The sequence below is a fragment of the Paenarthrobacter sp. PH39-S1 genome (genome assembly GCF_030063245.1).
GTDB lineage: Bacteria > Actinomycetota > Actinomycetes > Actinomycetales > Micrococcaceae > Arthrobacter_M.
Genome location: NZ_JASISR010000027.1, coordinates 19,509 through 37,982, shown reverse-complemented (window position 1 = coordinate 37,982; position 18,474 = coordinate 19,509). Strand labels below are relative to the sequence as shown.

The following is an 18,474-nucleotide window of genomic DNA, read 5'->3' as shown; positions in this document are numbered from 1 at the left end:
TCCCTTACTTGGCGGGAACGATATCGCGCTTTTCCTTGATCTTGGCAGCCTTGCCGCGCAGGTTACGCATGTAGTACAGCTTGGCACGGCGCACGTCACCCTTGGAAACAACCTCGATCTTTTCAATGATCGGGGAATGCACCGGGAACTTACGCTCTACGCCGACTCCAAACGAGACCTTGCGGACCGAGAAGGTTTCACGCAGACCGTCGCCATGGCGCCCGAGCACGAAGCCCTGGAACACCTGGACGCGGGAGCGGTTGCCTTCAATGATGTTGACATGAACCTTGAGGGTGTCACCGGCGCGGAAGTCGGGGACGTCCGTACGCAGGCTGGCTGCATCGACTGAATCGAGGATGTGCATAGTGTCACTCCTGGCGAACGCCACGGGTCATTCGCTTTTGTGTCACGGCAGCCACGCCCGGAGCCCGAAAGGCCCGCGGAGGTTTCCGCCGAAAGTTTGGTTTTGACCGGCGGTTCCGCTGGGGGAAGGCCGGTGTGCCGCTGCGGTGGTCACGCTCCCCCTGTGGCAGGTGCGGACCCAGTGGACACAATGTTCTATTCTGCCACATGGCCCCCCGTCGGGGTTAATCACCGGTCCGGCACCGGCGGGCTAACGGGCGGGAGTGTCCTCGACAAACGGCACCTTCGCCACATACTGCTGGTACAGCTTGACGGCCTCCCTGATGGGCAGCATGCCGAACTCCAGCGAGGTCCGCAGCCCCTCAAGCTCCGCGTTGCAGGCCTCCGCCGCAATAACTTCGGCGGAGATATCCTGGGATTTGGACAGGTTGGTGGCGATGGTGGCCGAAACCGACGTTACCAGCGCCGCCAGACAGAGCACCCGCCAGACCGTCGAGTCGTCCTGGAGCGATAGGATGTGCTGGACGCCGGAGGAAAAGGGAGCGCCGCCCAGGGCGGGCCCGGCAGTAAGGACCGCGGCAAGAGCACTGCCGATAATGCTGATGTTGGTCAGCCGGTTGCGGCGGGGCCGAACCCGGTGCAGATAGGCGTTAACGCCGTCCCGCTTCCCTTCGATGCGGTCCAGCAAGTCCTGGCGGATACCTGACTCTTCTGGCATGGCCGCTTCCTCCCTGGGCTGGGTGTCCGTCAACGCGGACCTATCTAGAGAATCTCACGGGTGGGAGGTTCTGTCACGGTCCGCCAACGGTCTGAGTGCACGCGGCTGGGCTGAGACGGCCGCCGACGACGACGTAACCCAGATCCGACAGCGTGGCGCGTTCCGCTTTGCTCAGGCATGCCGGGTCAAGGGCGGCGATCAGGTCCGGCCGGCGTGCCACGGTGCGGCGCAGTTGCTCGTCCCGGCGGAACGAGGCGATCCTGCCGTGGTTGCCGCTGAGCAGAACGTCCGGGATGTCGCGCCCACGCCAAGAGGAAGGCTTGGTGTACACCGGGTATTCCAGCAGTCCGTCTGCGTGGGATTCTTCCACGAGCGATTCGGGATTGCCGATTACCCCCGGCAGCAGACGCCCGATGGCCTCCACCATGGCCAGCACGGCAACCTCCCCGCCGTTGAGGACGTAGTCACCGAGACTGACGGGCCGGACCGCGTACGGGCCGGCCGCCCATTCCAGCACGCGCTCGTCGATGCCTTCGTAGCGCCCGCAGGCGAAAACGAGGTGCTCTTTCTCGGCCAGCCGGTACGCCAATGCCTGATCAAAAACCTCGCCTGCAGGGGACGGCACAATCAGGGTCGGCTTCGCCGGGGACCGCGGCGCGGCACTCTCCCCAAGTTCATCGGGGCTCAGATGGTCGGCCACCGGCGGAAGGGACCCGGCCGCCCCGTGATCGTCGGGGCTCAGATGGTCGGCCACCGGCGGAAGGGACCCGGCCGCCCCGTGATCGTCGGGGCTCAGATGGTCGGCCACCGGCGGAAGGGACCCGGCCACTGATTCGAGGGCCAGGGCCCACGGCTCCGGTTTCATGACCATGCCGGCGCCGCCGCCGTACGGGGTGTCATCGACGGTACGGTGCCGGTCCGTGGTGAAATCCCGCAGGTTGTGCACGCGCAGATCCAGGATGCCGTCCTGGCGGGCCTTCCCGATGAGGCTCAGCTCCAGCGGGGCCAGATACTCAGGGAAGATACTGATGACATCGACGCGCATCTATCCGGCGTCTTTCCCGGCAGCGCCATCTTCCCCGGCAGGTCCATTTTCCCCGGTCGCATCCGCAGTTTTGCGCGTATCCGTCACGGCCGCTTCTTCCCCAGGCTCAGCATTCACCGTGAACAGCCCTTCCGGAGGAGTCAGCAGCAGATAGCCGTCGGCAATGTTGACCTCGGGCACGATCTCCGCCACGAACGGCACCAGAATCTCCTCGCCCGCTGCGGTGGTAACGATCAGCAGGTCCTGCACCGGCATGGTGTTCAGTCCGCTGACCTTCCCCACCACCTCGGACCCGACACGAACTTCCAGGCCGACCAGCTCGTGCTCATACCATGCGTCATCGTCGTCGTCGTCGTCCACCTCGTCGGACTCCACGAATAGTTTGCCCCCGCGCAGTTCCTCCGCACGATTACGGGTCGTCACTCCGTCGAAGGCGAGCAGTAGAATGTCCTTGTTCCAGCGGGCGCTGACCACTGTCAGCGGACCCAGCGTGGCCGGCTCCACCGTCAGCTCAACCCCGGGAACGAATCGGTTCTCCGGAGCATCCGTGAGCACCTGAACGGTGACCTCACCCTTGATGCCATGCGGCTTGCCGATCCGGGCAACCTGAACCTGCATAAGAACTCCTCTTTGCTGTTTCCGGGGCGCGAATATCCACGCGATCCGCTGATGGCGGCCGAGCCCGGCCGGTGAAAAAAGACTGGCCCCGGCACCATTACGGTGCCGGGGCCAAAAAATCCTTGACTGTTGCGTTCAGAAAAAACCGTGCTGCTGCGCTGCAGTGAGTCAGCGGCGGCGGTCGGTGTCGACGACGTCGACGCGCACCGGTTCGCCGTTGGCCAGTGCGGCAATAACGGTGCGCAGTGCGCGCGCCGTCCGGCCCTGACGTCCGATCACCCGGCCCAGGTCGTCCTGGTGAACGCGCACCTCGAGGGATTCCCCGCGGCGGTTGTTCTTGACGCTGACCTTGACATCATCTGGACTGTCAACGATCCCCCGGACCAAGTGCTCGAGCGCTTCGGAAAGCATCCTGACTACGCCTCAGTCGTCTCTGCAGCTGCTTCCGGAGCGTCGTCCTTCTTGGCCTTCGTGGTGATGGCCTCCTTGACGATGACCGAGGACTTCTCGGGAGCTACGAAGGGAACCTTGTCGGCCTTGACACGCAAGGTGCCTTCCTGGCCGGGCAGGTTCTTGAACTTCTGCCAGTCACCGGTGATCTTCAGGATCGCGGCGACCTGCTCGGACGGCTGGGCGCCAACCCCAAGCCAGTACTGGGCGCGCTCGGAAACTACCTCGATGTACGAGGGGTCCTCGGTCGGGTGGTACTTGCCGATTTCTTCGATCGCACGGCCGTCGCGCTTGGCGCGCGCGTCCATAACAACGATGCGGTAATACGGTGCGCGCATTTTACCAAAGCGCTTAAGGCGAATCTTTACGGCCACTTTTGTGGTCACTCCTGGTTCTGAAGAGGGCAAACCCTATGTCACGCTCCCGTGGGGCGGGCCGATCGTTAGGGTTCTAAGGACAGGATCGGCACACGGAGAGAGGGGCCGCGCGGATCGAGTACCTTCCCATTATGCCAGATCAATCCGACCCGGGACGACAGCGCGGCCGGCCCGCCGGGCGCTGGTTATTCGGACCAGAAGTACAGGCTGATCATCGCGTCCTCGTCAGCCCCGGATGCCAGCTCGGACAGCGCACGCACCACCGGCTCGGTGACGTCGGCCGTCGTCGACATTTCCTCGGTCTGCGCCCAGGCGGCGGCCAGCGCAGTCACATCGTCCTGGTCTTCCAGATCCTTCAGTTCCGCAAAGACCACCGCCACTGCTTCCGGCACGACGAAAAGCGTGTCCAGTTCAATGTCCACCAGTCCCAGCTCGCAGTCGGTCCCCGTCGCATGGACGGCTTTGACGGCCAGTTCGGCTAGGATCTCCACATCCAGGTCCGTCAGGTCCGGCACTTCCAGCCGGGACAGCTGCGTTGGCGGGGTCTTGCCCGCGTCCAGGGCATGCGCGTGGGCCACGGCACTGCGGTGGTCAGCTATGAAGAATTCCGAAAGTGTGGACAAGGCTGCGGCCTCCAACGTCGATGGTCTTGCAGCCGCCGTGCCGTACTCAGGCGCCTGCCTCAGTGTCCACAGTAACGCGGATCCGATTGTTCCACGGATCCGCGAAGACCAGTTCGGCGCCGGTGTTGGCCGCGGCGACTCCATGGTGGGCCAGCCGCTCGGCAAGAGCGCCGACGTCGTCCTTCCTGCGCAGCGCAATCAGCACCTCACCGAGTCCGAGCGTGTCCTTGCGCGGCCCGGCACCCCGGCTGTTCCAGACATTCATGGCCATGTGGTGATGATAGCCGCCGGCGGAGACAAACAGGGCCTGACCGTGCCAGCCGGCCGTCTTCTCGAAACCCAGCGTGTCCACGTAGAAGTCGTGCGCGCTCTGCACGTCACCGACCTGCAGGTGGACGTGGCCGACGGCGGCATGCTGCTGCCGCTGACCGGCCAGAACCGCTTCGGTGAGGTGCTCGTCGAGGTACTGCTGCGGGGACAGGGCCAGCGAGTCCATGGCCACCTGCCCGTCCTCCCACTGCCATTGCGTCCGCGGCCTGTCGTAGTACAACTCGATGCCGTTGCCCTCCGGATCGGTGAAGTAAAACGCCTCGCTGACCAGATGGTCGGCGCTGCCGACGAAGGCGTGCGGCTCAAACTGCGCGGCGCTGGCGACCGTGGCCGCCAGAGAGGACTGGTCCTCGAACAGCAGCGCCGTGTGGAACAGGCCGGCCTCCCCGCGGCGGCCCACCTGCAGCCCCGGCGCCGGGGCGAGATGCACCAGCGCAGTACTTTCCCGTCCCAGGTAAAGACCGCCGTCGGCCTCAGTGACGATATCCAGGCCCAGCGCCTGCTGATAGTAGGCGGACATGACATTCATGTCCCCCACTTTAAGCAGCACGGTGCTCATGGCGAGGTCGGCCGGGAGCAGGTCCTGGGGCGAGGTGGTTGGGGGCATGTCATGCTCCTGACGGTGTCGGTGGGTGATGTGACAGCCTCGGCCGCTGCGGTGATATGCGTTGGATTCGACTGGTGGCCGACGTGCTGTTCGTGGCCCTTATCCAGATCAATTACTTGAAGCTTCAATTTATTCCATGTCGACGAAACTTCAGGTTGAAGCGTCAGTTCATGACGAGGCTTCCGGTGAAGCACCAGGGCCGGCCCGACGCCCGGTGAACCTGCCGGGGCAGCCCGACGCTGCGGTGAAACGCCGGAACCGTCCCGGACGATGAGCGGGTGCTTTACGCCTGGGGGTATTTGCCATCGAGGCTGATCCGCATCACCACACGATCCCCCAGCGCATCCAGTCCGAGCTCGCGTTCGTGATTGCGGCGCCGGAGAAGTTCCGGGCCCGGCGAACTGTCCACGGCGAAGCCGCAGCTGGCATAAAACGGCGCATTAAACGGCACGTCGGCGAAGGTGGTGAGCGTCATCGCGTGGTACCCACACTCCCTGGCCCAAGCGACCGCGGCGTGGATCAGCGCGCGGCCTATCCCGTGTCGGGCGAAGTCCGGCTGGACGGAGAGCTGTTCCAGATGGGCCTGGCCATCGACTTCCTCCAGCCTGACGAAGGCCACCGCAGGTCTGCCGGCGACCATGATGTGCAACGCCGCGGCGAACTCCGCGGCGCCGGCCCCGGACGGCATAGGGCGCGTCAGGCGCTGGCCGGCAATTTGGGTCAGGAGGGTATCCGATGCGGCCTCGATGGCCGGCAGCAGGGAAAATTCGGCCAAGGCGGCCGGACGTAATTCAAGCATGTATTGAGCCTACGACTGGCCACCGACGGTATTCCCCGTGTATGTTCGGTTACGACCACACGGGAGCCCTGTTGCAGGGGCTGAGATCGGGCTGATGCAGTCTGCGACCGTTGAACCTGTCCGGGTAATGCCGGCGAAGGAAGTGAGTACCAGCAATGAGTATTCTGCCGTTCGGCTCAGCCCAGAATCCGTCCACGGAAGACCCGAATGCCCATCCCCTTCCGGTACAGCCAGCAGTGCCAGTGCCGGTGCCAGCGCCGGAATGGTCCAGGCCGTCACAGGCCGCGCCCCGGAATCCCCCCTCCCCGGAACAACAACTGGTGGAGACCCAGTCCCTGAGGTCCCACTCATTGGGGTTCGTCGAGGACGCTTCGTCCGGACTGCGGGTTCCGGTAACCGAAATTGCGCTGGAGGACTCGCCCGGCGGCGTGCCGAATACGCCGTTTCGAATTTACCGGACCGCCGGGCCGGGCAGCGATCCGGTGGTTGGGCTTGAGCCGTTTCGGGCCTCCTGGGTTCAAGCCCGCCAGGATACCGAGACCTATTCCGGGCGCGGACGGACCCTCCTCGACGACGGCAAATCCGCCCAGCGCCGGGGTGCTGCCTCGGCGGAATGGCGCGGAGTTGCGCTCAAGCCGCGGCGCGCCGTCGCCAACAGAACCGTCACGCAGATGCATTATGCCCGCCAGGGCCTCATTACGGATGAAATGCGTTTTGTGGCGCTGCGCGAGAATTGCGATGTGGAGCTGGTGCGTGCGGAGGTAGCCGCCGGTCGCGCCATCATCCCCAACAACGTCAACCATCCCGAGTCCGAGCCGATGATCATTGGCAAGGCGTTTCTGGTGAAAATCAATGCCAACATCGGGAACTCCGCCGTGACCAGCTCCATCGCCGAGGAGGTGGATAAGCTGCAGTGGGCTACGCAATGGGGTGCCGACACGGTGATGGACCTGTCCACCGGGGATGATATCCACACCACGCGCGAGTGGCTGATCCGCAACTCCCCCGTGCCGATCGGGACGGTGCCGATCTACCAGGCGCTGGAAAAAGTCAACGGCGAGGCCAACGCGCTGACCTGGGATATCTTCCGCGACACGGTAATCGAGCAATGTGAGCAGGGCGTTGACTACATGACAATCCACGCCGGGGTGCTGCTGCGGTACGTACCGCTGACCGCGAACCGGGTCACCGGGATCGTCTCCCGCGGCGGCTCCATCATGGCCGGCTGGTGTTTGTCGCAGCACCGGGAAAATTTTCTGTACACGCACTTTGACGAGCTGTGTGAAATCTTTGCGCGCTACGACGTTGCCTTTTCGCTCGGTGACGGACTGCGTCCGGGTTCGACGGCGGATGCCAACGACGCGGCACAGTTCGCCGAGCTGGATACCCTGGCTGAGCTGACCAAGCGCGCCTGGAAGTATGACGTGCAGGTCATGGTGGAGGGTCCGGGACACATCCCCTTCCATCTGGTGCGCGAAAACGTGGAGCGGCAACAGCGATTGTGCGACGGCGCTCCGTTCTACACTCTTGGTCCGTTGGTCACGGACGTGGCACCCGGCTATGACCACATCACTTCAGCCATCGGTGCGACCGAAATTGCCCGCTATGGAACGGCGATGCTGTGCTACGTAACGCCGAAAGAGCATCTGGGCCTTCCGAACAAGGACGACGTGAAGACCGGCGTGATCACGTACAAGATTGCCGCCCACGCCGCGGACCTGGCCAAGGGTCATCCGGGAGCCCATCTGCGCGATGACGCCTTGTCCAAGGCGCGCTTTGAGTTCCGCTGGCGCGATCAGTTTGCTCTTTCTTTGGACCCGGCGACGGCGGAGGCGTTCCACGACGAGACGCTTCCCGCCGAGCCGGCCAAGACTGCGCATTTCTGTTCGATGTGCGGCCCCAAATTCTGTTCCATGCGAATCAGCCAGGACATCCGGGATAAATACGGCTCGATGAGCGAGCAGGAAGTTATTGCGGGCATGAACCAAAAGTCCGCAGAGTTCCGCGAGGCGGGCGGCAAGGTCTACCTGCCGAAAATCGAACTACGGAAGTCAGCCGCGGAGTTGGCCGGCTGAGTCGGCGCCGTTCCCAGCCTGCTGCGCGCATCTTTTGCCGCCGGACCCGCGCCGCGATCTGAAATCTGCCCCCTTTAGCCCCGGGACGCCGAAATTTCGGCGTCCGGATATGGTCGTCACGATCAGGCGGAGCGGGGAGTCAGACGCAGCGGTGGGCGCGCAGGAAGTCCCGCATCAGGCGATCGCCGGCGTCTGTCTCCTGCGGCTGGTGGCCGCCGGCGGTAATGCGGTGCACGGCGCCGGTGGAGGCCAGGTATTGCGCGATTTCCTCGTACAGCGGCTCCCATCCGCCGGTCAGCACCAATGTCGGGACGCCGGGCACTATCTCCAGCGGAGCTTCCCACGGCGGGGCCTGCAGCCGCATTCGACGTGCCTGGCGGCGGGACTCATCCGTCACCGGCTGGGCCTGCATGGCATGGGCTATCCGGATAGCCTCCCCGCTGAACTCCTCATCCGTCATCTCCAGCCGGCGGGAAAACAGCGGTTCCAGCCGGGTCCGGTAGGCCTGGGTTGCGGGCAGCTCAGCTGTGATCGACAGGCAGGCCGGTTCCACGAGCACCAGCGAACGGACCAGGTCGGGCGCCTGCACGGCGGCAAGCATCGCCGCGATGGCGCCTTGGGAATGCGCCACCACATGGCCACCCTCGCCCAGGGAATCCAGCACAATGTCCCGGTCCGCGAGGAAATCCGACGCAACCGGCTCGGCGGCCGCGTCATAACCGAGGCGTTTGACGAAGAGCGCATCGTAATCGCGGGCAAGGCCGTGCTGGCGGGGCCACGCGGCGGCGCCGAAGCTGCCGGAGCCGTGGACGAAAACGATCCGTTCTTTGCTCATCAGTCCTATCTACTTCAGGAACTTATCGAAGCCCTTGGGCAGATTCAGCGACGAAGGGTCAAAGCCTTCGGCGCCCTGTTGCCCGAATGCGGAGCCGGTGGGCAGCGATCTGGAGGTGTTGGCACGTTTTTCCTCCGCCTCACGAAGCTGCTGGGCCGCCTTGGCCGGGTTGCCGGAGCGGGCCTTCTTCTTCGGCGCATTCTTGCCTGCCTTGCGGGCTCCGCCGCCCGGACCGGTCATTCCCGGCATGCCCGGAATGCCGCCGCCTTGCGCCATTTTCTTCATCATCTTCTGGGCCTGGCCGAAGCGCTCCAACAGCCCGTTGACCTCGGATACCTGGACGCCGGAGCCGCGGGCGATGCGGGCACGGCGGGACCCGTTGATGATTTTCGGGGCCACCCGCTCGTGCGGGGTCATAGAGCGGACAATTGCCTCGACCCGGTCGATTTCGCGTTCGTCGAAGTTCTCCAACTGCTGGCGCATACTGGCCGCACCGGGCATCATCATCAGCATTTTCTTCATCGAACCCATGTTGCGGATCTGCTGCATCTGGGACAGGAAATCATCAAGCGTGAAGTCTTCCTGGTCGGCGAACTTCTGCGCCATCCGGGCCGCTTCGTCCTTGTCCCAGTTCTTCTCGGCCTGTTCGATCAGAGTGAGAACGTCACCCATGTCCAGGATGCGCCCGGCCATCCGGTCCGGGTGGAAGAGCTCGAAGTCGTCCAGCCCCTCACCGGTGGAGGCGAACATCACGGGCTTGCCGGTCACCGACGCAACGGAAAGCGCCGCACCTCCGCGGGCATCGCCGTCGAGCTTTGTCAGCACAACGCCGGTAAAGTTGACGCCCGCATCGAACGCATGTGCCGTGGTGACGGCGTCCTGGCCGATCATCGCATCGATCACGAACAACACCTCGTCCGGGACGATGGCGGCGCGGATGTCGGCGGCCTGGCGCATCAGCTCGGCGTCCACGCCCAGACGGCCGGCGGTGTCAACGATGACGACGTCGTGCAGCTTGGCGCGCGCCTCTGCGACACCGGCGCGGGCGACGGCGACCGGGTCACCAGTAGCGGCCTCAAACTCAGAACTGACGCCCGGATGCGGGGCGAAAACCGGAACGCCGGCGCGTTCACCGTTGACCTGCAGCTGCCTGACGGCGTTCGGACGCTGCAGATCCGCGGCCACCAGGAGGGGACTATGGCCCTGCCCTTTGAGCCACTTGGAGAGTTTTCCGGCCAGCGTCGTCTTACCGGCACCCTGCAGACCGGCCAGCATAATAACCGTCGGCGGGTTCTTCGCCAGCCGGATCCGGCGTGTCTCCCCGCCTAGGATCGCCACGAGTTCCTCGTTGACGATCTTCACGATCTGCTGACCCGGGTTCAGCGCCGCGTTGACCTCGGCGCCGAGCGCCCGTTCGCGGATTTTGCCGGTAAATTCGCGCACCACGGGGACGGCAACGTCGGCGTCCAGCAGGGCACGGCGGATTTCCCGCACCGTGGCGTCAACATCGGCCTCGGTCAGACGGCCCTTGCCGCGCAGGTTCTTGAAGGTTGCTGTCAACCGGTCAGATAGTGAGTTGAACACGCGCCGTGTACTTCTTTCCTCAGGTATAGCTCTGGACATGCCCCTGTAGACAGATAGGAGAAGCACATCTGGGGACTCAACTATCTAGGGTATCAAGCGCAGGACGGCTACCGCTTCATTCGGGAAATCCTCGGGCACGGGGGGCTGAAATATCCGTCATTCGGTGGCATGCTGACAAAATGACTGTCGCTAAGAGCTCCTCCAAACATCCATCCACGGCCGGGACTTCGGGAGCCGGGACTTCGGGAGCCGCACCCGGCACCCCGACCGGCACCCCGACCGGCCGCCCGACGCCCAGCTCGTCGGGCCACGGCACGTCCGCACGCGTCACGGAAAGCCCGCGCGCCGACACCGACGGCACCATCCGCACCCTGCTTATTCTGGGAGCTTCCGGAGACCTGACCGGCCGGCTACTGCTGCCCGGAGTGGCGCGGCTGATCGCCGCAGGCCGCGCCAGTGGCATCAGTCTGGTGGGGGCCGGCAGCGATGACTGGACGGCAGGACAATGGACGGACCGCGTCTCGACGACCTTCGCCGAAGCCGCACCCGCGGCCAAATCCGGTGGCAAAGCCGCCCTGGCGGCAACGCAGAAGGGCACCAGCTACCACACCCTCGATGTCACCGCACCGGGTGAGCTGACCAAACTCCTGGCCACTTTGCAGGCGCCCATTGCCGTGTACTTTGCGCTGCCGCCGGCCGTGAGCCAGCGCGCGTGCGAGGTCCTGACAGCCGCCGAGCTGCCACCGGGGACGCGTTTGGTGATGGAGAAACCATTCGGCTCGGGTGAAGCCTCGGCGCGGGCGCTGAACCACACCCTGGCCGGACTGGTCCCAGAGGATCACATCCACCGCGTGGACCATTTCCTGGGTAAGTCCACCGTCTTTAACATCCTCGGTCTGAGGTTCGCCAACCGGCTGCTGGAACCGTTATGGAACAGCATCCACATCGCGAAGGTGGAAATCGTTTTTGACGAAGCCCTGACGCTGGAGAACCGCGCCCGCTATTACGACCGGGCCGGCGCCCTGCGCGACATGATCCAAAGTCATTTGCTCCAGGTCATGGCCATCATGGCGATGGAGGCCCCCGCCACACTGCATGAACGCGACGTCCGCGATGGCATTGCCGCCGTACTGCGGGCCAGCAGCATCAGCGATGACTTCACGGCCAGCACCCGGCGTGCCCGTTACACCACCGGAAACCTCGGCGCGCGCAATGTCCCGGACTATGTTGCCGAAGACGGCGTGGATCCGGCCAACAACACCGAAACTTTGGCCGAGGTGGAGGTGCGCATCCAAAACTGGCGCTGGGCCGGGGTCCCGTTCATCCTGCGCTCGGGCAAGTCCCTTGGCAAGGCGCAAAAGGAGGTCGTAATCACCTACAGACCCGTGCCGCACCTGCCCACCGGGTTCAAGGGGGTCGACCGGCCCACGAGGCTGCACCTGGGCCTCGGCCCGGACGTCCTCAAACTTGATCTGGATGTCAACGGTCCCGGCGATCTCTTCACTTTGGACCGCGTTTTTCTGGAAACGGATCTTGCCAGCGACGAGCTACTCCCCTACGGCGAGGTATTGGACGGAGTGCTCAACGGAGACCCATTGCTCTCGGTACGCGGTGATACGGCCGAACAGTGCTGGCGGATCGTGGAGCCGACGCTGAAGGCCTGGCGGGAAAATAAGGTACCGCTGCAGGATTACCCAGCCGGCTCGAGCGGCCCCGCCGACTGGGAAACGTCCAAGTCGTCCGGTAAGCGCTGACTATATAGCGACGACGACGGTCACCGCCACTGCGCGACGCTACCCTTAAGCGACGGCCGGGAACCCCGCGGGCAGTGCCCCCAAAGAGTTGCGGGTTGTCGAGGACATCGGCTCAGAAATGGACAATCGCCCCCACAGCAGCGGGGGCGAGTGTCCATTTCTGCCGCCTGACGGCCGGAGCAGCCTAAACCGCGGCAGACCCGCGCTCTCCGGTGCGGACCCGGACTGCCTCGTGGACATCAACGGTCCAGACCTTGCCGTCCCCGGCCCGGCCGGTGTTGGAGGTGGAGACAATCACGTCCACCAGATCGTCCACCTGGTCATCCGTGGCCAGGACCTCGATCCTGATCTTCGGGTGCAGGTCCACGGTGTACTCCGCCCCGCGATAGACCTCGGTATGGCCGCGCTGGCGCCCGTATCCGTGGGCACCGCTGACGGTGAGTCCCTGCACGCCGTAGCTTTCCAGGCCGCCTCGGACGTCGTCGAGCTTGTCCGGACGAATGATTGCCGTTATGAGTTTCATGCTTCCACCTTCAGCTTATTGCCCATACTGCTCTGGCGGGCGCCGTCTTCGGCGTGGCCTGCTCCATGGAGGGCTAGCGCTTCGTCCAAGGGGTGGAAGCTGCCCCCCACCCGGCCGCCGAAGTCGTAGGCCGTTTCCGCATGGACGCTGACGTCGACCCCGTCCAGCTCGTGCTCCACGGGGATCCGGAAGCCCATGGTCTTCTGGATGATCCAACCGATGATAAATGCGACAACAAATGAATAAAGCAGGACGGCGAAGGAGCCAATGGCCTGTTTGCCCAGCAGCTCCAGACCGCCGCCGAAGAACAGTCCCGTGCCGGCCGCCGGGGATTGGGGATTCGCCGCGAGTCCGATGAAGAGCGTGCCGAAGAGGCCGCCCACCAAGTGCACCCCAACGACGTCGAGCGAATCGTCATACCCGAACTTGTACTTCAGTCCGACAGCGAGCGCACACACTCCTCCGGCGAGCAGGCCCAGAACGATCGACCACATCGGCGTGAGCGCGGAACAGGCCGGTGTGATGGCCACCAGCCCGGCAACGGCACCGGAGGCGGCACCCAGCGAAGTGGCGTGGCCGTCGCGCAGCCGCTCCACCAGCAGCCAGCCCAGCGTTGCCGCTGCCGGAGCCGCCAGGGTATTGATCCAGGCGTAACCGGCCACGGCGTTGGCGCCCAGCGCGGAGCCGGCGTTGAAGCCGAACCAACCGAACCAGAGTAGACCGGCACCGAGCATCACCAACGGCAGGTTGTGCGGGCGGTGGCTCGGATCCTTGCCAAAGCCCTTGCGTTTGCCCAGCACCAGAGCCAGCGCCAGGGCGGCCGCACCGGCATTGATGTGCACCGCGGTGCCGCCGGCGAAGTCGATGACGCCCAGCCCTTGGCCGATCCACCCGCCGATCGGGTTGCCGTTCGCGTCCTTGTTGAAGTCAAAAACCCAGTGCGCCACAGGGAAGTAGACGAGGGTGACCCAGATCCCGGCGAACAGCAGCCAAGCTCCGAACTTGGCGCGATCAGCGATGGCGCCCGAGATCAGCGCCACCGTAATGATGGCGAATACGGCCTGGAATCCGACAAAGGCGATTTCCGGAATGGTTCCCACCAGCGGAGCATTCGCCCCCGTGTCCAGAACGCCTTCCAAGCCAAATTTCTGCACTGGATTGCCCAGCAGGCCGTGGAAGAGATCCGGGCCGAAGGAAGTGGAGTAGCCGTAGAGGATCCAAAGCACCGCGACCAGGGCGATCGCCCCGAAGCTCATCATCATCATGTTCAGCACACCCTTGGCCCGGGTCATACCGCCGTAGAAGAACGCCAGCCCGGGCGTCATCAGCAGAACCAAAGCGGCGGAGGCTAGGACCCACGCCGTGTCACCTGTGTTCATGGTGGCTGGCCTTTCTGTAGAGAATTATTGCGCCAGCCCCGCTCGGGGGCCGCCGCTTGGTGCAATCTGTCTCTACAAGATTGACTCTGGGGTGTTTCGTCCGCGCTGGCCGTGGATTGCCGTCGTGTTACAACAACGGCGGCTGCGTAAAGACTGTGCGACCACCATGTTTCCGGCAGGTAACGGAAACTTGTTCTGCCGGGGCAGTAGACGGCGCGGCTTCCCCAACGAGGTGCCCCAACCGAGGATTAACGCTGCTTCGCAGCACGCTGCACGGCCGCCAACGACTGTGCGATGGCGTCGCCGTCCGTGGACCAATTGCTCACGGAAATCCGCAGCACATGCCGGCGCGGCCAAGGGACCGCAGCGCCGCCCACATGCACCCAGGCACCACGCGCATGCGCCACGGAGACGGCCTCGCCGAACGGATCAAAGGAAACGGAGTGGAGATCGCCATCAGCCCCGGCTCCGCCAAAGGCGGCCATTTCATCAATGACCGCGCCCGGGTTCGTGGGCTGTTCGGGAAGCTCGGCGGCAAATCCCGCCATCAGATCGTCGGCGCTGGCCCGCGGACCCACCGGGCGGGTCGGCACGGACGCGAGCCACTCCAACGCGTGAACCCTCGCCCTCTCCAGCGCTGCACCGTAGGCGTCCGGCCGAGCAGACATGGCGAACGAGTCACTGGCAGAGGCGTTTATCAAGGCATTCCAGCGGCATGTGCCGCCGTTCTTACGCTCCTGCTGGGCTGGATAGCCGGCAACAGGATCTCGGCCCGTTGAGATATTCGGAAGATGCAGCGCGAGCTGGACCTGGACGCGGTCCACCGCTTCTATTCGCTCTACGGAGAGTTTTTCACGATCTGGAAGATTTGGGCTGCGATGAAATTCAAATATGGTTTCGAAGGCCGTGCCCGTCTGGACGTCCGTCTCGAGCTCCTGAAACGGGCTCGGCGATGGAGGGGGCAATGGAGGCACTGATCGTCAAATTGGCGGTGGAACGGAGTTTGGACGAAGGTGTCCACGAGACCCTGTCCAAATTCCGTGAAGGCCTCCAATGTCTGCGCGAGTCGGTCGAATGGAATGCCCCATTGCGCGTCCGGCTCTCGGTTCGAACGTTCGGCAGCGGCGAGGAATGGAAATCATCACCCTCTGGATAGTCCGCCGGCGGCCAGCCCGCTCGGGCCGCAGCGTGTCTGGCCTTCAAGGACCTTGCCGAGGCTGTTTGCGATACAGCGACATACTGTCCCGTCGGGAAGAAACCCAAGCCGAACCTGGTGCCGCGCAGCCCGCTGGCGGGCAGACGGGCGGTTCCGATCTCGGGGAATCGGTCCATAAGATACGCAACGAACACGACGCATCGCACTACCTGGTGGACCTGATGATGCAGCGGGGTCGATGCAGCCTCGTCCACGGGGACGACGTCGGAGCAGGGACGGAGTTCTACAGGCCACACAGGCCCTCGCTCGTCGACTCGGGGCGACGGGTGTCAATTGAGCAGGGCGTCCACAAAATCCTCGGCGTCGAAGGGGGCCAGATCATCGGCACCCTCGCCCAGACCCACCAGCTTGACCGGCACGCCCAGCGTTTTCTGGATCGCGACGACAATGCCGCCCTTGGCGGTCCCGTCCAGTTTGGTGAGTACTATGCCGGTGATATTGACGACGTCGGCAAACACCTTCGCCTGCGCGAGCCCGTTCTGACCGGTGGTGGCGTCCAACACCAGCAGCACCTCATCCACGGTGGCCTGTTTTTCGATGACGCGCTTGACCTTGCCAAGCTCGTCCATCAGGCCGACCTTGTTCTGCAGCCGGCCGGCCGTATCGATCATCACGACATCGACCTCCTGCTCAATTCCGGCCTTGACCGCCTCGAAAGCGACCGATGCCGGATCAGCACCATCAACGTCGGACTTCACCGTGGGAACACCGACGCGCTGCCCCCAGGTGGCCAACTGCTCCGCGGCCGCAGCACGGAAGGTATCCGCCGCCCCGAGCAGCACGTCCTTGTCCTCGGCCACCAGTACACGGGCCAGTTTGCCGACGGTCGTCGTCTTGCCGACACCGTTGACGCCTACCACCATCATCACCGCTGGGCGGTCATCATGGCGGGTGGTGTTCAATGAACGGTCCATCGTCGGATCAACGAGCTTGACCAACTCCTCGCGGAGCATCTGCTGGACCTGTTCCGGCGTGCGGCTGCCGAGGATCTTCACCCGGGCCCGCAGCGAATCCACCAACTCAAGCGTCGGCGCGGTGCCAACATCGGCCAGCAGCAGGGTTTCTTCGATCTCGTCCCAGACGTTTTCATCGATGTTATCCCGGGACAGCAGCGTCAGCAGGCCCTTGCCCAGCGCGCTGTTGGACCGGACCAGCCGGGCGCGCAGGCGGACCAGGCGGCCCTCCACCGCGGCCGGCGTCTCGATTGCCGGCAGCGTTTCCAGACCGGCAAGATCGTCCAGCAGGTCTTGGTCCTGAACTGCCGCGGTCGGCGCCTCCGGGACGGGCGGAGAGACCTTATCCGGACGGTCCTCCAGCAGGGTTGCGCCTCCGCCGGCAGCTGGCAGATCATTTGCATCCCTGGTGGTGCCGTAGACACCCTTGCTGCGTCGGCCCTTGAGCAGGACCGGGATCAGCGCGCCGATGACGGCGAGCGCGATCACGACGTACAGGACGATCAGAAGAGTGTCATTCACGCTTCTAGCTTCTCATAGCGGGGTGACATCCGCGCGGGCTTGGTTTTTCGGTCGTGGCTTGGGAATCCGTGTTGGCCTACGGACCGGCGGCAGAACGACGACGACGCAGCGACCCCCGGCCCGCGCCTCCACGGAGGCCGCGCACCATCCCCCGTCCGGCCGGACATCCTCAGCTCCTCAGCCGGTCCGCTCATCCTCAGTCGGGCCGTGTTATGACAGACTCGGGACACTATGATTCGCGAGCCCCGCCCCACCGCCGCACGGCCAGCCAAGCTGCCCTTACCGCGCGAAATCAGTGTTCTGGTCGCCGCGGCCTTCGTGATCGCCCTCGGCTTCGGCCTGGTTGCTCCCGTGCTGCCCCAGTTTGCCCGCAGCTTCGGTGTTTCCGTCAGCGCCGCGGCCATGGTGGTCAGTGTCTTTGCGTTTGCCCGGCTGGTGTTCGCACCCTTTAGCGGTCAACTGGTGGAGCGCTTCGGCGAGCGCTGGATTTACATCACGGGCATCCTGATAGTCGCCCTGTCGTCCGCTGCTTGTGCGTTCGCGCAGGACTACTGGCAGCTGCTGATCTTCCGCGGACTCGGGGGTGTTGGATCCACCATGTTCACGGTTGCGGCCATGGGGCTGCTGGTCCGCCTCTCACCGCCCACCGCCCGCGGCCGGGTGAACAGTGCCTATGCAGGGTCTTTCCTGTTGGGCAACATCGCCGGTCCGGCTGCCGGCGCCCTCATGGCAGGGCTGGGTCTGAAGCTTCCGTTCCTGATCTATGCCGGCACGCTCCTCGTGGCGGCAATCGTGGTGGCAACCTCGCTGCGTCCCGCGCGGCTGGCACGTCTGGCCGCCACGACCAGATTGACAACGACGGCATTGGCTGGCCGGCCCGGGAGCACCGCCGGTTTGGCACGGCCCGAAGCCGTGCAGGCCGACGCAGCACCGGCCGACGCAGCACCGGCAAAAGTGGTGCCAGCGACCGTGAAGACCTCGATGCCAGTGCGGGAGGCGATGGGATACAGCAGCTACCGGGCCGCCCTGATCTCGGCCTTTGCCAACGGGTGGTCCGCCTTCGGCATCCGGATGGCACTCGTTCCTCTGTTCGCCACGGTAGTGCTCCACGGCGGGACTGCGGTGGCCGGTGTTTCCCTGGCCGTCTTCGCCATCGGAACTGGTGTTGCCCTGACGTTTTCCGGAAAGCTGGCGGATACCTGGGGGCGAAAACCAATGGTGATCACCGGGCTGGCAGTCAACACCGCCGCCATGGCCGTCCTCGGACTCACCGCCAGCGTCCCGGTGTTCTTCATCGTCTCCGCCATTGCGGGCGTGGGCAGCGGACTCTTCGGCCCGGCACAGCAATCCTCCGTGGCGGACATCATCGGCACAGAGCGTTCCGGCGGCAAGGTGCTTGCCACTTTCCAAATGAGTCAGGATTTCGGCACCATCCTCGGTCCCATCGCCGCCGGCGTCGTCGTTGATGCTTTCTCCTACGGTCCGGCGTTTGGGATGGCGGCTGTCGTGGGTGCCATCGGAATTGGTGCGTGGCTCAAGGCAACTGAAACCCTGCAACGCCCGACCGGCTAAAGCCGGTGAAAGCGCCGAGGGGTCCTAGATGCCGTCCGGTCCCAGCCCTGGGTCAGCCCAGACGCCGTCTGATCCGCACCCTACCTCCGCCAGAGCACGGTCGGTCCGGAAACCTGCATGCACTGATTGCA

19 protein-coding genes and 1 riboswitch are annotated in these 18,474 nt (G+C 64.5%); of the genes, 4 read left to right on the top strand and 15 right to left on the bottom strand.

Translation table 11 applies throughout. The features are described 5' to 3' along the window. Positions 1–4: 4 nt before the first annotated feature. The 9 genes from rplS to QMG52_RS16120 form a co-directional block, all read right to left on the bottom strand. Entirely contained in the window at positions 5–364 is a 360-nt protein-coding gene (gene rplS / locus QMG52_RS16160) for a 50S ribosomal protein L19 (RefSeq protein WP_283561446.1), read from the bottom strand. Between the two features lie 249 nt (positions 365–613). Continuing rightward, positions 614–1,081 carry a hypothetical protein gene (locus QMG52_RS16155; RefSeq protein ID WP_283561445.1) on the bottom strand — a complete coding sequence of 156 codons (468 nt, stop codon included), beginning with the start codon at positions 1,079–1,081 and terminating at the stop codon, positions 614–616. Between the two features lie 73 nt (positions 1,082–1,154). Then, a complete protein-coding gene (trmD, locus tag QMG52_RS16150; protein WP_283561444.1) occupies positions 1,155–2,126 on the bottom strand; it encodes a tRNA (guanosine(37)-N1)-methyltransferase TrmD in 972 nt (323 codons plus the stop codon). Further along, on the bottom strand, positions 2,127–2,744 hold the full coding sequence (rimM, locus tag QMG52_RS16145) for a ribosome maturation factor RimM (RefSeq protein ID WP_283561443.1): 618 nt from the start codon (positions 2,742–2,744) through the stop codon (positions 2,127–2,129). Positions 2,745–2,912: 168 nt separating this feature from the next. Beyond that, positions 2,913–3,155 (bottom strand): RNA-binding protein, encoded by a 243-nt coding sequence (locus QMG52_RS16140; RefSeq protein WP_196396074.1) that lies wholly within the window; start codon positions 3,153–3,155, stop codon positions 2,913–2,915. Positions 3,156–3,160: 5 nt separating this feature from the next. Further along, on the bottom strand, positions 3,161–3,568 hold the full coding sequence (gene rpsP, locus QMG52_RS16135) for a 30S ribosomal protein S16 (RefSeq protein ID WP_283561442.1): 408 nt from the start codon (positions 3,566–3,568) through the stop codon (positions 3,161–3,163). 188 nt (positions 3,569–3,756) lie between these two features. After that, complete coding sequence (locus tag QMG52_RS16130) at positions 3,757–4,194, bottom strand: hypothetical protein (protein ID WP_283561441.1); 438 nt, start codon at positions 4,192–4,194, stop codon at positions 3,757–3,759. Positions 4,195–4,240: 46 nt separating this feature from the next. Further along, entirely contained in the window at positions 4,241–5,131 is an 891-nt protein-coding gene (locus QMG52_RS16125; RefSeq protein WP_283561440.1) for a VOC family protein, read from the bottom strand. Between the two features lie 283 nt (positions 5,132–5,414). After that, positions 5,415–5,930 carry a GNAT family N-acetyltransferase gene (locus tag QMG52_RS16120; RefSeq protein WP_283561439.1) on the bottom strand — a complete coding sequence of 172 codons (516 nt, stop codon included), beginning with the start codon at positions 5,928–5,930 and terminating at the stop codon, positions 5,415–5,417. Between the two features lie 49 nt (positions 5,931–5,979). Further along, positions 5,980–6,089, top strand: a riboswitch (TPP riboswitch). On the opposite strand from QMG52_RS16120, the gene thiC reads away from it, so the two are divergent. Continuing rightward, complete coding sequence (gene thiC / locus QMG52_RS16115; protein ID WP_283561438.1) at positions 6,086–8,005, top strand: phosphomethylpyrimidine synthase ThiC; 1,920 nt, start codon at positions 6,086–6,088, stop codon at positions 8,003–8,005. Its footprint overlaps the riboswitch before it by 4 nt. Before the next feature lie 139 nt (positions 8,006–8,144). Here the strand turns inward: thiC and QMG52_RS16110 are convergent, their stop codons facing one another. Together QMG52_RS16110 and ffh are read right to left on the bottom strand one after the other, a co-directional pair. Next, complete coding sequence (locus QMG52_RS16110) at positions 8,145–8,840, bottom strand: alpha/beta fold hydrolase (protein ID WP_283561437.1); 696 nt, start codon at positions 8,838–8,840, stop codon at positions 8,145–8,147. Between the two features lie 9 nt (positions 8,841–8,849). Continuing rightward, a complete protein-coding gene (gene ffh / locus QMG52_RS16105; RefSeq protein ID WP_283561436.1) occupies positions 8,850–10,424 on the bottom strand; it encodes a signal recognition particle protein in 1,575 nt (524 codons plus the stop codon). Between the two features lie 179 nt (positions 10,425–10,603). On the opposite strand from ffh, the gene QMG52_RS16100 reads away from it, so the two are divergent. Next, positions 10,604–12,178: a glucose-6-phosphate dehydrogenase gene (locus QMG52_RS16100; RefSeq protein ID WP_283561435.1), complete on the top strand. Its 1,575-nt coding sequence runs from the start codon at positions 10,604–10,606 to the stop codon at positions 12,176–12,178. A 184-nt stretch (positions 12,179–12,362) separates the two neighbouring features. Here the strand turns inward: QMG52_RS16100 and QMG52_RS16095 are convergent, their stop codons facing one another. The 3 genes from QMG52_RS16095 to QMG52_RS16085 form a co-directional block, all read right to left on the bottom strand. Further along, positions 12,363–12,701, bottom strand: coding sequence for a P-II family nitrogen regulator (locus QMG52_RS16095; RefSeq protein ID WP_283561434.1), 339 nt, complete (start codon positions 12,699–12,701; stop codon positions 12,363–12,365). Beyond that, positions 12,698–14,080 (bottom strand): ammonium transporter, encoded by a 1,383-nt coding sequence (locus QMG52_RS16090; protein WP_283561433.1) that lies wholly within the window; start codon positions 14,078–14,080, stop codon positions 12,698–12,700. Before QMG52_RS16090 ends, QMG52_RS16095 begins: the two co-directional genes overlap by 4 nt. Before the next feature lie 248 nt (positions 14,081–14,328). After that, positions 14,329–14,748, bottom strand: coding sequence for a hypothetical protein (locus QMG52_RS16085; RefSeq protein ID WP_283561432.1), 420 nt, complete (start codon positions 14,746–14,748; stop codon positions 14,329–14,331). A gap of 296 nt (positions 14,749–15,044) precedes the next feature. Between QMG52_RS16085 and QMG52_RS16080 the strand changes: the two genes are divergently transcribed. Next, on the top strand, positions 15,045–15,236 hold the full coding sequence (locus QMG52_RS16080; RefSeq protein ID WP_283561431.1) for a hypothetical protein: 192 nt from the start codon (positions 15,045–15,047) through the stop codon (positions 15,234–15,236). A 329-nt stretch (positions 15,237–15,565) separates the two neighbouring features. On the opposite strand, the gene ftsY is transcribed toward QMG52_RS16080, so the two are convergent. After that, entirely contained in the window at positions 15,566–16,771 is a 1,206-nt protein-coding gene (gene ftsY / locus QMG52_RS16075) for a signal recognition particle-docking protein FtsY (protein WP_283561430.1), read from the bottom strand. Positions 16,772–17,002: 231 nt separating this feature from the next. Between ftsY and QMG52_RS16070 the strand changes: the two genes are divergently transcribed. Continuing rightward, a complete protein-coding gene (locus QMG52_RS16070; protein WP_283561429.1) occupies positions 17,003–18,343 on the top strand; it encodes an MFS transporter in 1,341 nt (446 codons plus the stop codon). The last annotated feature ends 131 nt before the right edge of the window (positions 18,344–18,474 follow it).